At 67.4% G+C, this 13,686-nt stretch carries 14 protein-coding genes; 9 read left to right on the top strand and 5 right to left on the bottom strand.

Features of this window, described 5'->3' with window-relative positions; translation table 11 throughout:
- Entirely contained in the window at positions 1–1,587 is a 1,587-nt protein-coding gene (locus AC1RP5_RS24155; protein WP_493114935.1) for an FAD-dependent oxidoreductase, read from the bottom strand.
- Positions 1,588–1,601: 14 nt separating this feature from the next.
- Complete coding sequence (locus AC1RP5_RS24160; RefSeq protein WP_493114936.1) at positions 1,602–2,993, bottom strand: amidase; 1,392 nt, start codon at positions 2,991–2,993, stop codon at positions 1,602–1,604.
- A gap of 121 nt (positions 2,994–3,114) precedes the next feature.
- On the opposite strand from AC1RP5_RS24160, the gene AC1RP5_RS24165 reads away from it, so the two are divergent.
- The 6 genes from AC1RP5_RS24165 (at position 3,115) to AC1RP5_RS24190 (ending at position 8,874) form a co-directional block, all read left to right on the top strand.
- Positions 3,115–4,422, top strand: coding sequence for a hemolysin family protein (locus AC1RP5_RS24165; protein ID WP_493114937.1), 1,308 nt, complete (start codon positions 3,115–3,117; stop codon positions 4,420–4,422).
- Positions 4,423–4,442: 20 nt separating this feature from the next.
- Positions 4,443–5,327, top strand: a complete 885-nt coding sequence (locus AC1RP5_RS24170) for a hypothetical protein (RefSeq protein ID WP_493114939.1) — start codon at positions 4,443–4,445, stop codon at positions 5,325–5,327.
- Positions 5,328–5,523: 196 nt separating this feature from the next.
- Positions 5,524–6,531 carry a Bug family tripartite tricarboxylate transporter substrate binding protein gene (locus tag AC1RP5_RS24175; RefSeq protein WP_493114941.1) on the top strand — a complete coding sequence of 336 codons (1,008 nt, stop codon included), beginning with the start codon at positions 5,524–5,526 and terminating at the stop codon, positions 6,529–6,531.
- Positions 6,531–7,508, top strand: coding sequence for a dihydrodipicolinate synthase family protein (locus AC1RP5_RS24180; protein WP_493114942.1), 978 nt, complete (start codon positions 6,531–6,533; stop codon positions 7,506–7,508). Before AC1RP5_RS24175 ends, AC1RP5_RS24180 begins: the two co-directional genes overlap by 1 nt.
- The gene (locus tag AC1RP5_RS24185) at positions 7,505–7,939 is read left to right on the top strand and encodes a cupin domain-containing protein (protein WP_493114943.1); all 435 of its coding nucleotides are present in this window, start codon (positions 7,505–7,507) and stop codon (positions 7,937–7,939) included. Before AC1RP5_RS24180 ends, AC1RP5_RS24185 begins: the two co-directional genes overlap by 4 nt.
- Positions 7,936–8,874 (top strand): alpha/beta hydrolase, encoded by a 939-nt coding sequence (locus tag AC1RP5_RS24190; protein WP_493114945.1) that lies wholly within the window; start codon positions 7,936–7,938, stop codon positions 8,872–8,874. The genes AC1RP5_RS24185 and AC1RP5_RS24190 overlap by 4 nt, the downstream gene beginning before the upstream one ends.
- 12 nt (positions 8,875–8,886) lie before the next feature.
- Here the strand turns inward: AC1RP5_RS24190 and AC1RP5_RS24195 are convergent, their stop codons facing one another.
- The 3 genes from AC1RP5_RS24195 to AC1RP5_RS24205 are packed head-to-tail and all read right to left on the bottom strand — an operon-like array spanning position 8,887 to position 11,406.
- Entirely contained in the window at positions 8,887–9,531 is a 645-nt protein-coding gene (locus AC1RP5_RS24195; protein WP_493114947.1) for a TetR/AcrR family transcriptional regulator, read from the bottom strand.
- A gap of 35 nt (positions 9,532–9,566) precedes the next feature.
- Entirely contained in the window at positions 9,567–10,631 is a 1,065-nt protein-coding gene (locus AC1RP5_RS24200) for an AbrB family transcriptional regulator (RefSeq protein WP_493114949.1), read from the bottom strand.
- Positions 10,632–10,644: 13 nt separating this feature from the next.
- Positions 10,645–11,406, bottom strand: coding sequence for a competence/damage-inducible protein A (locus tag AC1RP5_RS24205; protein WP_493114951.1), 762 nt, complete (start codon positions 11,404–11,406; stop codon positions 10,645–10,647).
- A 112-nt stretch (positions 11,407–11,518) separates the two neighbouring features.
- On the opposite strand from AC1RP5_RS24205, the gene map reads away from it, so the two are divergent.
- The 3 genes from map (at position 11,519) to AC1RP5_RS24220 (ending at position 13,627) form a co-directional block, all read left to right on the top strand.
- Positions 11,519–12,388 (top strand): type I methionyl aminopeptidase, encoded by an 870-nt coding sequence (gene map / locus AC1RP5_RS24210; RefSeq protein WP_493114953.1) that lies wholly within the window; start codon positions 11,519–11,521, stop codon positions 12,386–12,388.
- Positions 12,389–12,558: 170 nt separating this feature from the next.
- Positions 12,559–13,311, top strand: coding sequence for a dienelactone hydrolase family protein (locus tag AC1RP5_RS24215; protein ID WP_493114954.1), 753 nt, complete (start codon positions 12,559–12,561; stop codon positions 13,309–13,311).
- A 10-nt stretch (positions 13,312–13,321) separates the two neighbouring features.
- Entirely contained in the window at positions 13,322–13,627 is a 306-nt protein-coding gene (locus tag AC1RP5_RS24220; RefSeq protein WP_493114956.1) for a DUF6295 family protein, read from the top strand.
- Positions 13,628–13,686: the final 59 nt, after the last annotated feature.

Below are 13,686 nucleotides of genomic sequence, written 5' to 3' on the forward strand. Positions count from 1 at the left end.
TCAGACATTGCGCCTCGCGATCTCCCGGCCGGCGACGTAGCCGAAGGTGAGGCAGGGACCGATGGTCGTGCCGGCGCCCACCGACTTGGTGCCGATCGGACTGGCCATCGCGATCCCCGCGCAATAGAGCCCGCCGATCACGCTGCGATCGGGCCTCAGCACGCGGCAGTGCCGGTCGGTGCGCGGACCGCCCTTGGTGCCGAGGCTCACGTAGAGGAAGGGCGCGGCATAGAACGGCCCCTGCTCGACCGTGCCGAGCGCGCGGTTCTTGGTATAGAAGCGCTCCCATACCGTCTCACCGCGATGGAAATCGCGATCGACGCCTTCCTTCGACCAGCCGTTGAAGCGGTCGACCGTGGCGCGCAACGCCGCGGGATCGAGGCCGATCTGCCCGGCGAGCGCTTCGATCGTGTCGGCCTTGCGGATGAACCCCTTCTCCTTCGAGCCGAAGTGCATGGAGAGCGTCATCGACTTGGCGTAGCGCGCGTCGAAGATGCGCCATGCCGGCAGATGCAGATGACGGCCATCGGGTCCACGCTCGTCGACCGCGACGCCGAGCGCCGGGCTGCCTTCGCTCACGAAACGCTGGGCATCGCGGTTCACCAGGATCACATGCGGCGCGTAGGTTTCCAGCAGCGGCTGGGCATGGCGGCGGCCTTCGTAGGTCGTGAAGGTCGCGGGCGAGATCAGCGCCTGGTCCATGTGCGCCAATTCGGCGCCGACTTCGGCCGCCATCACCTGCCCGTCGCCGGTATTGGTATCGGGCGCGCCGGTGAGATCGATGCCGGGGAAATGCTTTTCCATGAGATCGCGGTTCCAGTCGAACCCGCCGGTCGCCAGCACGACGCCGCGCGCCGCGCGGATGATCTGCCGCTTGCCGTCGACCGTGGCCTCGACGCCCGCCACCGCGTCGCCGTCCATCACCAGCCGATGGACCGGCGCTTCGAGTTCGATGCGGCAGCCCTTGTCGAGGCAGCCGCGCACCAGTCCGACGACCAGCGCATTGCCCGCCCCGACCCGCGCCGTGAGCAGGCGCCACAACAAGGTCGGCGCCATGCCGAGCGCGCCGCGCACCGGGTTTTTGAGCACGCCATCGACCAGCTCGCGATAGGTGAAGAGCTGTGTCTTCACCGACGCCCGCACCCGGTTCCACCAGCGGCCGAGCAGGAACTTGCTGATCGGCGTGGTCGAGACCATGCGGCCGAACGGCTTGCCGCCGGGCAGATCGGAATAGGGATCGGGATGATTGACCAGCTCGAAGCGCAGCGGCGTCTCGTCCTCGAGGAAGCGCAGCATCGGCGCGGACTGTTCCGCCAGTACCTGCCACAGCTCGTGCTCGCTCTCCTCCCATCCGGGCGGCGCCGCGCCCTTGATGTAGCGCATCGTCTCCTCGGGCGAATCCTCGATGCCCGCGGCCTTCATGTGATGGTTGCCCGGCACCCAGGTGCCGGCGCCCGACATCGCCGTGGTGCCGCCCAGCCAGCGCGACTTCTCCAGCACGATCACGCGCGCGCCGCCATGCGCCGCGGCGAGGGCGGCCGACAGGCCGGCCGCACCGGAGCCGACCACGATGACGTCGTAGTCCATGGCGTTGGCCTGCCTTACTTCGGCGGCTCGGGCCACTTCTTCTGCGCCCCGCGCACGCTTTCGAACCAGCGCGACAGGCGCACCACGCCGGAATCGTCGAAGCGATGGCCGGCGATCTGGAGGCCGATCGGCTTGCCCTCCTTCGTGTAGGCGCAGTTGATCGAGGCGGCCGGCTGTTCGCTCATGTTGTAGGGCATGGTGAAGGAGATGTGCTCCAGCGGCCGGTTCACGTCGTTGGTCGGCGTCTCCCAGTCGGCGCGATAGGTGGGCACTGGCGCGACCGGCGACAGCACGAAGTCGAACGGCTGTGTGGCGCGCGTCGTCGCGGACCGGATGGCCATGTAGTTGTTCACGCCTCGGATCACCTGGGCGCCCGAGACGTCGGCGCCGCCGCGGCACCAGTCGGCGATGAACGGCAGCACCTTCGCCTGCTTCGCATGAGATAGCGCGGAGAAATCGACCCAGCTCCGCACGCGCCAGAACAGGTCCTGCAGGTGCAGCATCTCGGGCGACAGGAACGGCGCCACCGGCTCGATATGCGCGCCTGCGTCGGCGAACAGCTTCGCGGCGGCCTCGATGGCCTCCTTCACTTCATGATCGACCGGCAGGCCCGAGCCCGCGTCGAGATGCAGGCCGATCTTCAGCCCCTTGGGCGAGAGCGGTGCGGCGTTCCAGTCGATGTCGGCCGGCGGCAGGTTCATGTGATCGCGCGCGTCGGGCTTCGACAGCTCGCCCATCAGCAGCGCAGCGTCCGCGACGGTGCGCGTCATCGGCCCGATCGCGCGGCCGAAGAACGGCGGATCGACGGCGATGCGGCCGAGGCTGGGCTTCAGGGTGAAGATGCCATTCCAGCTCGCCGGCAGGCGGACCGAGCCGCCGATGTCGGTGCCGAGATGCAGCGGACCGTAGCCCGCCGCCGCCGCCGCGCCCGCACCGGCGCTGGAGCCGCCGGGATTCCAGTCGAGGTTCCACGGATTGCGCGTCAGCGGATGGAAGGAGCTGCGGCCCGACGAGAGCATGCCGTAATCGGGCATCGTCGTCTTGGCGAGGATCACCGCCCCCGCTTCGCGCACGCGAGCCGAGGCTGGCGCATCCGCTGCGGCGGGCACCAGCTCGGTCGCCGCCGTGCCCAGCGGCACCGGCACGCCCTTGGTGGCGATGTTCTCCTTGATCGTGATCGGCACGCCGTCGAGCGCGCCCTGCGGCGCTCCCTTCTGCCAGCGCGCCTCCGAAGCCTTGGCGGCCTTCCGCGCGCCCTCGAAGTCGGGCGCGTACAGCGCCTTCAGCTTCGGCTCCCAGGCTTCTATGTGGGCAATCACGGCATCGGTCGCCTCGACGGGCGACAGCGACTTGGATTTGTAGGCGGCGAGCATTTCGCCGGCGGTCATGTCATGCAAAGCGGTCATGGGGATAAAGGTACACGATTTTCGAGGAAGGGGTTTTACGGGGATATTTCGTGCGTCTCCCTGCAAAACCCACGCCCGCCCCCGCCTTCGTTCCGTCGCCAAGCGCAGATAGACTGAGGCGATGGTCTATATCGAGCTTCTGATCGCCGTCGCTCTCATCTTCATCAATGGAATTCTCGCAATGTCGGAACTGGCCGTCGTCTCGGCGCGCCGGGGCCGGCTGAAGGCCATGGCCGATGGCGGTTCGCGCGGCGCGGCCGCGGCGATGCGGCTGGCCGAGGATCCCGGCCGCTTCCTCTCGACCGTGCAGATCGGCATCACGCTGGTCGGCATCCTGGCCGGCGCCTTCTCCGGCGCCACCCTAGGCGCGCGTCTCACCTCGGTGCTGGTCGATACCGGCATGCCCCTGCGTTTCGCCGAGCCGCTGGCCTATGGCGGCGTCGTCGCGCTCATCACCTATCTTTCGCTGATCATCGGCGAGCTCGTCCCGAAGCAGATCGCGCTGCGCAATGCCGAGGCGGTCGCCGCGACGATCGCGCCCGGCATGACGATGCTGGCCCGCATCTCCGCACCGCTCGTGTGGGTGCTCGACATCTCGGGCAAGACGATCCTCGGTCTGCTGGGCGGACGGCAGGGCGGCGACTCCTCGGTAACCGCCGAGGAGATCAAGGCGCTGATCGCCGACGGCGAATCCTCGGGCGCCATCGAGCCGCGCGAACGCGGCATGATCAGCGGCGTCATGCGGCTGGGCGACCGGCCGGCGCGCGCCGTGATGACGCCGCGCCACGAACTCGATCTCGTTGATCTCTCGCTCGAGCCAGCGGCCTTGCTGCAAACGCTCCAGTCGAGCGTCCATTCCCGGCTTCCCGCCTGGGATCCGGCCGCGAACCACATCGCCGGCATCGTCCGCAAGAACGATCTGCTGGATGCCTTCATCCGCGACGGGGCCGCCGATCCGCGCGCCCATGTGAGACCCGCGCCCATCGTCCCCGATTCCATGAACGCGTTCGATGTGCTCGACACGCTTAAAAACTCGCCGGCGCACATGGTCCTCGTGCAGGACGAATACGGCGAGCTTCTGGGTATCGTCACGACAGCCGACATCCTCGAAGCTATCGTGGGCGCCTTCGAGACCGACGAGGGGCCGGTCGAACCGGAAGCGACGGAGCGCGACGACGGCTCATGGCTGGTCGCGGGTAGCATGCCGGCCGACGAACTCGTCGAGATGCTGGGCATCACGGCGAAGAAGACCGCCGACTTCCACACCGCGGCCGGCATGGTCCTGGCGGCGATGCGTCGCCTGCCCAAGGAAGGCGACACGGTCGACGTCGGCGGCTGGCGTTTCGAGGTTTTGGACATGGACGGCCGCCGCATCGACAAGCTGTTGGTAACGCGCGTCACCACGGTACATCGCGCGGTAAAGGCCTAGCCGCTAGACTGCGGCCGACGATGACTGTTCGATCGATTTTCCTCGCAGCGATGCTGATCCTGTGGGGCGGCATTGCCCATGCCGCCGACTGCAACACGCGCGTCAGCGTTCCGTGGGACAAGGCTGGGCCGGGCTATTTCGGCGACGCGATCGTGCGCGGGCCGACCTGCGCCGATGCCGTGGTGCTGTTCGTGGCGCGACGACCGGGTGGCGAGGCGATGCGCGAGCAGCCCAACAAGGTCCAGCCGGGCAACGCGCCGATTGCGCTCGAGATCAAGCCGGTCGCTGGCATCCCTGCGCTCGCGAAGATGGCGAACACGGCGGCCATGAAGAAGGCGCTGCAGCCCTGGCTGGTGCAGCGGCTGCGCGAACAGGAGATCCCGAAGCGGCCGGCCAATCATGCCGCGCAGGTCGCGGCGGGACGCACCAAGGGCGATTGCTCCACGTCCAACAGCCTGCCGTGGACGGCGGCCGGCGCCGGCTATCGCGTCGACGTCTTCTCCGACGGCACCGACTGCTACAACGCCGCGACCGCGCTGGTGATCCGCGCGCCCGACGGCCGTCCGGTCTACAGCGTGCCGTCGCAAGGCTTCATCGTCGAGATCTACAACACCAGTCTCGCGACCCGGGCGGACATGACGAGGGCGCTGAGCAGCATCCGCTTCATGCTCGATGATACGACCGCGAGCCTGCCCGAATGGCCGGAGGGCCACGCCGACCCCGACCTCAAGCTCGGCGATTTCACAACGACGGTGGCCGACAGCTTCGACCGCGACTCGTGGAACGCGCTGCGCGCCGCCAAGCGGCCGCTGCTCCATGTCGATTTCGGCATCGAATCCAGCAGCATCGTCGTGCTGATGTCGGACGGCCGCATCGTCACCGTGGGCCGCAGCCAGCAGAACTGAGAAGGCGTCCGGGAGACCGGGGATACCGAGCGGGATCGCGCCGTACCATCAAGACGGCGGGGCGGCCTTGCCATGTCCGATCCACACGGATTCCCGTCGTGGGCGCTGCCAATCGACACAAAAATCCTGATAATTGTGGTCTCTTGAACAGTGAACGAATTCCCAATATCGTAAAGTTACAACTCTTGGGGGTCGCATGGCCGGATCAGCGTTTGTCCTGGGCAGAAGGCGTTTCACCGCCGCCGGCATGGCCACCGCCTCGGCGCTCCTCTCCGCCGGTCCCCTCCGGGCGCAATCCGCCGACACTTATCCCAACAAGCCGATCCGGCTGGTCATCCCCTTCCCGCCCGGCGGCGCCACCGACATCGTGGGCCGACTGGTCGCCAAGCATCTCGGCGAAGCGTTCAAGCAGCCGGTCGTGGTCGACAACAAGCCCGGCGCAGGTGCTGCCATCGGCGCGGAGATCGTCGCGAAGTCCGCGCCCGACGGCTACACGCTGTTCACCGGCTCGCCGTCTTCGCTGACCATCAACCAGAGCCTCTACGACAACCTGCCCTACAAGCCCGCCACCGACTTCGTGCCCATCAGCGTCGTGGCCAACACGCCGGGCGTGCTCGCCGTGCATCCGAGCGTGCCGGCAAAGAACCTGCAGGAGCTGATTGCGCTCGCGAAGTCAAAGCCCGGCAAGATGACCTACGCCTCTTCCGGCAACGGCAACTTCCAGCACCTCGTCGCCGAGCTGTTCAAGGGCAAGGTCGGCATCGACGTGCTGCACGTGCCCTACAAGGGCAGCGCGCCGGCGCTCGCCGATACGGTCTCGGGCCAGGTCGACATGATCCTCGACGTGGTGCCCTCGGCCGCGCCGCTGATCCAGAGCGGCAAGCTGCGTGCGCTGGCCGTCACCACGACGCAGCGCTCGGAGCTGCTGCCCGACGTGCCGACGCTCGACGAGCTGGGCATCACCGGCTTCGATTCGAGCTCCTGGTACGCGATCGTGGCGCCGACCGGCACGCCGCCCGCCATCCTCGACAAGCTCGCGGCCGAAATCGCCCGCATGGTGAAGACGCCGGAGATGCATGCCGAGCTGCTGAAGCTCGGCGCCGCGCCGGTCGGCAACACGCCGGCCCAGGCAAAGGCCTTCATCGATGCCGAGGCCGAACGCTGGGGCGCGCTGATCCGCGCCAACGGCATCAAGCCCGACTGATGGCCCGTCCCTTCCCCAATTACGAACCGGTCGGCGTCGTGCCGGCCGCGCTGCTGCCGTTCACCCCGGATCTCGAGATCGACGAGCCCACGCTCCGCCGGCACATCGGCGACATCGCCGCGACCGAAGGGATCAGCTCGATCCTGGTGGGCGGCGTGGCGCAGGAAGGCAATGCGCTCACGGCCGACGAGCATGCGCGCATCATTGACATCATGGCCGACGAGGTCGGCGACCGCGTGCCGCTGATGCACGGGATCGTGGCCGAGGGCGGTCGCGACGCCGCCGTGAAGGCACGCGAGGCCGATCGCGCCGGCGCCTCCTGCCTGCTGGTGTTTCCGCCCAGCCAGTTCGCGCGCGGTTCGCAGGCCCGGCCCGAAATGGTGATCGCGCACTATCAGGCGATCGCCGACGCGACCGACCTGCCGCTGCTGGTCTTCCAGTACGAGATGAGTACCGGCCAGGGCCATTCGCTCGACACGCTGGTGAAGCTGGTCGAGACCGTGCCGTCGGTGCGGGCGATCAAGGACCGCTGCAACCATCCGGTGATGCACGAGCAGACCATCCGCACCATGCAGTCGATGAAGCGTCCAGTGCATGTGCTGACGACGCACAGTGCCTGGCTGCTGAGTTCGCTGGTGCTGGGCTGCAACGGCATGCTGTCGGGCGCGGGCAGCGTCTTCGCCGCCGATCACGTGGCGCTGTGGAATGCGGTGCAGAAGAACGACCTTTTGACGGCGCGGACCATCAGCGACCGGCTCTACGATCTCAACGCCTGCTTCTACAAAAGCCCGATCCTCGACATGTTCACGCGCATGAAGGAAGCGCTGGTCCTGCAGGGCCGCTTTCCCTCGGCGGCGGTTCGCCTGCCCTGGCTGCCGGTCTCGCAAGCCGAGCGCGACGCCATCGAAGCTGCACTCGAAAAAGCCGGCTTGCTCGGCCGCATCAACACGAATTCCCTGGAGGAGACAGTCCGATGAGCAACACGGAGCCCGTCGTCGCACGCCTTTCGGAAGCCAAGGAAGTGAGCTTCGGCCCGACGGCCTTCTATCGCCGCCTCGTGGCAGGCGGTGACGTGCCGCTGGTGACCGGCGTGCAGACCTGCCAGCCCGGCTATTCGACGGCGCTGCATTCGCATCCCTATGTCGAGGTGCTGTTCGTGCTGGAGGGCGAGAGCGTCGTCTGGCAGGAGGGCCGCGAGGACCAGGCGCAGCATCTCAAGACCGGCGACATGGTGGCCCTGCCGCCCGGCATCCCGCACGCCTTCCGCAATCCCGGCCCGACGGTGCTCAACATGCTGGGCATCCATTGCTCGCCCGACCGGGTGGTGGATTACGCCAATGGCGGCAAGACGCAGGCCGACGGCTTTGCCGTCTACGACGCCAAGGGCGAAGTGGTGTCCGGCACATGAGCGACCAGAAGACCCGCGAGCACGCCAAGGCGGCGAGCACCGTGAACGACCCCATCGTCTGGCGCGGCCTCACCGCCGCCGAAGTCCGCCAGCAATATGACATGCGGGTCGCCGTGCCCGACGGCGAGCGCTTCACAAGGCGTCGCGTCGCGCGCAGCGTGCCGATCCGCACCACGCATCCCGGCGCGCGCGACCTGCGCTACGGCGCGGGCCCGCGGCAGACGCTCGACATCTACGATCCGCCGGGCGCCAGCAGCGGCGCCCACAAGGACGGGCCGATCGTGATGTTCTTCCACGGCGGCGCCTGGCGGTACCAGTCCAAGGAAGGCTTTGCCTTCCTCGCCCCGCCGCTCACCAAGACGGGCGCGACCGTGGTGATTCCGGGCTTCGACCTGCATCCCGAGGTCACCGTGCCGCAGATGATGGACCAGGCGCGCGAGGCCATCGCCTGGGTGGTGCGCAACCTCAATCCCGAAGGCACGCGCCGGCTGGTCGTGGCCGGCCACTCGTCGGGCGCGCAGCTCGCCGCCATGGCGCTCGCCTGGAATTTCGAGGCGATGGGCCTGCGCTATTCGCCGGTCGACAGCGCCCTGCTGATCAGCGGCTCTTACGACATGGAGCCGCACCGCCACCATCCGCGCTACGCCGACCTCGGGCTCGACGAGGACATGGTCCTCTACATCTCCCCTGCCAGCAATCCACCGCTCGACAGCCTGATGCCGCTGGTGCTGGCGGTCGGCGCCGACGAGACCGCGGGCTATGTCCGCCAGACGCTCGCCTTCCGCGACAAGTGCGTCTCGCGCGGCCATCCGGTGCGGGTACTGCAGAGCGCGGGCGACCATCACTATTCGGTCGTCGAGCAACTCGCCGAAGCCGACCATCCGATGACACGCGCGCTGATCGACCTCGCGCACGGACGGCCGTTCCCGACCTGACTGCCGCGCGGTCTAGTCTCCCGCCACGAGCCCGCGCAGCATCAGGTCCAACGCCTGTTCGGCGATGCGCTTGTGGTCGATGGTCGAGCGGCCGCTCTCGGGGCTGTTGGCGATGCGCAGATAGGCGAGCCCCAGCCACTGGGCATAGATCGCGCCCGCCATCGGCTTGAAGTCGCGCTTCGGGATCTCGCCCTGGTTGGCAGCGTGGGCCAGGCACTGCTCGATGATCGACTGCGATTCGGAGAACTTCTCGCCGATCAGGGCGCCGAACTGGCCCGGCAGCCGCTCCTCGCGGCCGGGCAGGTAGTACCAGGAGAAGCGCTGGAAATACTCGGCGTGGCTTTCGAGGAAGGTCGCATAGGCCCGCGCCAGCTTGCGCAGGTTGGTGCGCAGATCGCGCGCCGGGTCGTAGGCCGCACGAAAGGCATCGACCAGGAGCTGTGCGTCGGCCACCAGGATGGCGCAGTAGATGTCGAGCTTGGACTCGAAATAGCTGTAGACCGTGACCTTGGAGAGCTCGGCGCTCGCGGCGATCGCCTCGACGCTCACCTGGCTGTAGGGGCTGGCGAGGAACATCCGCCGGGCGACGGCGACGATCTCGCTACGCCGCTTTTCCGCGCGGCGCTCCCGCCGGTCGAGTTCCACGCCATCTGTCATTGCGACGCAATCCTAGACCAGCGCCGCCGCCGTCGTCAGCCCTTGCCGAGGCCGCCAATCCGCTCCGCGATGATCCTGGTGAGAAACGGCGCCACCAGCAGCACGGCGAGAAAGCGCACGGTCTGCATGGCCATCACGAAGGAGACATCGACGTTGGTCGAAGCCGCGATGATGGCGATCGAATCGGCGCCGCCCGGGCTGGTGGCGAGATAGGCCGTCAGCGGATCGATGCCGGCGGCGAAGACCATGAAGGCCGCGACGCCGCCGCACAGGATCAGCATGGCGAAGATGCAGAGCAGTATGCCCGGAAGCTGGCGCAGCACATGGAACAGCAGCGCGCGCGTGAAGCGCAGGCCGACGTTCCAGCCGACCAGCGCGTAGCAGCCGGCCAGCAGCCAGGTCGGCAGTTCGAGCCGCAGCCAGCCGAGATGATTGAGCACGATGCCGCCCATCATCGGCACCAGGAAGGCGCCGGCCGGAATGTTCAGCCGGCGCGCGAGCCACGATCCCACGACGGCCAGCGCCACCGTCTCGACCAGCGGCAGCCAGGCGACCTCGGGGAACCATTCGATGGCATTCGGCGCATGGGCCGCACTGCCGCCGAAGAAGCGCGCCACCGCCGCTGCGGCGCCTGCGACCATGACGACGCGCAGATACTGCATGAAGGCCACCACGCGCATGTCGGCGCCGTAGTCCTCCGACATGTAGGTCATCACCGAGGCCGCGCCGGGGCTAACGCCCCACAGCGCCGTTGTGCCGGGCAGCATCTCCCAGCGCGTCATCTGCCAGCCGACCCAGGTGCTCGCCGCGATCACCGCGACGACGCCGAACGAGAACAACGCCCAGTGGCCGAGGATGTCGCCCATGATCGAGAGCGGTACCATCTTGGCGATCATGCTGCCGACGACGCCCTGCGCCACGGCGAAGATCGGCACTGGATAGTTCACCTTGCCGCCGCCCGAGGCGAACAGGATGCCGGACAGGAGCGGCCCCAGCATCAGCGCGGCCGGTGCATGAAGCCACAGCATCAACGCCGTCACCGGCACGGTGATGGCGATCAGCAACGGCCACGCCGCGATGTGTCGGGCGAGCGCTTTCAATGGATCGATCGCGTCAGGTCACAAACTCCTCGGCCTCGCCGTTCATGCCGCGGATCGTTTCCATCAGCTCGACGGCGGCCACCGCCAGCCGTGCATCATCCGTGCCGCGCAGGACCAGCGAGACGCTGGGCTTGCCGTTGCGGAAGGCGGGGTACGAGCCGATGTCGAGATCCTCGTAGCGCTTCTGCAGCGCGCCCAGCGGTTCGGCGATGATGCCCTCGGGCAGGTTGGTGCGCACGGTGCGTGAGACGACCGGGACGCCGCCGACCAGCCGGTGCTTCATCGACTGGAACATCGCCTCGGCGACCTTGGGGATGCCCGCGAAGGTGAAGACGTTCTCCATCTGGAAGCCGGGCGCCACCGACACGGGATTGTCGACCAGCACGCCGCCGTGCGGCACACGCGCCATGCGCCGGCGCGCCGGCGTGAACAGGGCCGGGTCGCCGTAGTGCCGGGTCATCCGCGCCACCGCCTCGGGATGCTCGGAGATGCCGACGCCGAATGCCTTGGCGATGCAGTCCGCCGTGATGTCGTCGTGGGTCGGGCCGATGCCGCCGGTGGTGAAGACGTAATCGAACTTGGCGCGCACCTCGTTCAGCGTGGATACGACGGTCGCCTCGACGTCAGGAATGACGCGGGCTTCCATGACCCGGACGCCGAGCTTGCCCAGTTCGGTGGCGAGATACTGGATGTTGGAATCGCGGGTACGACCGCTCAGGATCTCGTTGCCGATCACGAGGATGCAGGCTGTGACGATTTTTGCCGGGTCTGACATGCGGTGCCTGCTTAATTTTCGTTTGGTTTCAGGACCCTAGCGGACGCTGGGCCATGGGCCAAGCCGCCGTCCCGGCCTTGTTACCGCCGGTATCGCATGCCAAATATGCGGCATGACAAATCAACGTGATGCCGTCGACGACAGCGCCGACTATTGGCGCCGCGACGAGCGCACCATCAAGCTGCACGGTGCCGAAGGCTTCGAGGGCATGCGCAAGGCCGGCCGGCTGGCCGCCGAGACGCTCGACTTCATCACGCCCTATGTCCAGCCGGGCGTCACCACCGACCAGCTGAACACGCTCTGTCACGACTTCATCCTCGATCACAAGGCGATCCCGGCGCCGCTGAACTATCGCGGCTTCCCGAAGTCGATCTGCACCTCGATCAACTACGTCGTCTGCCACGGCATCCCGTCGGACAAGCGGCTGGCGAACGGCGACATCGTCAACATCGACGTGACCGTGATCCTCGACGGCTGGTACGGCGACACCAGCCGCATGTATTTCGCGGGTGACGTCAGCATCAAGGCCAGGCGCCTCTGCGACGTCACCTACGAGGCGATGATGCGCGGCATCGCCGCCGCCAAGCCCGGTGGCCATGTCGGCGACATCGGCTTTGCCATCCAGTCCTATGTCGAGGCGCAGCGCTACTCGGTCGTGCGCGACTTCTCGGGCCACGGGCTCGGCCGCATCTTCCACGATGCGCCGAACATCCTGCACTACGGCAAGAAGGGCACCGGCCCGGTGCTGAAGCCCGGCATGTTCTTCACCGTCGAGCCGATGGTGAACGCCGGGACCTGGCAGGTGAAGATCCTGAGCGACGGCTGGACCGCAATCACGCGCGACAAGCAGCTCTCGGCGCAGTTCGAGCATTCGGTCGGCATCACCGAGACCGGCGTCGAGTTCTTCACGCTCTCGCCGAAGGAACTTGCAAAGCCGCCGTACAACGTCGAGGCCAAGACGCTCCAGGCGACGACGGCGTAACTGGAGCGCGCCACCCCAGTGGCGCTCAAGATTCGCAGATCAACGACGTATGAGCGCAACTGGAGTTGCGCGCTCCATTGATAGTTTCTCCCCTTCCTCCGCCTAGCGCGGGCAAAGGTGCGCGTGCCAAGATCGGGGCCTGCACGCAGCATTGAAGGGAAGGAAAGCCGATGTCGTTCTACCGTGGCATGACCTGCTCGAACGTCACCCTGAAGGGCGACAAGGGCGCTTCGATCACGGCCTACGTGGCCAAGCCGGAGGGCAAGGGTCCCTTCCCCGGCGTCGTGCTGGTCCATCACCTGCCCGGCTGGGACGACTTCTACATGGAGACGACGCGCCGCTTCGCGCACGCCGGCTACTATGCGATCTGCCACAACCTCTATGAACGCGAGGGTGGCCAGAACAATCCCGACGACGTCGCGGCCAAGGTGCGCGCCGAGGGCGGCATCGCCGATGCCCAGATGGTCGGCGACACCGAGGCCGCGGTGAAGTGGCTGCGCGCCCAGCCCGAATGCAACGGCAAGGTCGGCATCATCGGCTCCTGCTCGGGCGGCCGGCACGCCTACATCTACGCCTGCCAGAAGAAGGACGTCGATGCCTGCGTCGACCTGTGGGGCGGCCGCGTGGTGATGGGCAAGGAAGAGCTCAACGCCAAGACGCCGGTCGCGCCGATCGACATGACCAAGGACCTCTCCTGCCCGCTGCTCGGCATCTTCGGCAACGACGACCGCGCGCCCAGCCCCGAACAGGTCGACCAGCACGAGGCCGAGTTGAAGAAGCTCGGCAAGAACTACGAGTTCCACCGCTACGACGGCGCCGGCCACGGCTTCTTCTACTGGCACCGGCCGCTCTACCGGATCGACCAGGCGATGGATGGCTGGGCCAAGGTCTGGGCGTTCTTCGGCAAGCATCTGGCGAAGTAGGACCGCACCCATGTGCACCTCGATCGTCGAGATCACCGAGGCCGAAGGCATGGCCAAGCGCGGGGACGAGTGGTTTCCGCTCACGCAAGCCGTGGTCGCCTACGACCACGCGCGGCATGCGCCGCTGGGCGACGTCATCACCCTCGACTTCTTCAACGAACACCTCGACGCCAGCGCCCGTGCCGGCGTCGAGATCACCCTCGACTCGGCCAAGGCCCTGCGCGCCGCCCTCGACCGGGCGATCGAAGCGGCCGAGTACGAGGAGGCCGAAGTGAGAGGCAAGAAAACGCCGCCACGGCTCGTCCAGGCGGCGTAGGAAACTCGCTCCTCTCCCCCGCCGCGCGCGTTGCTCGCGCGGGTCTTCCGACCTAGCAT

This window comes from Reyranella sp. GW821-FHT12G01 (assembly GCF_058806575.1).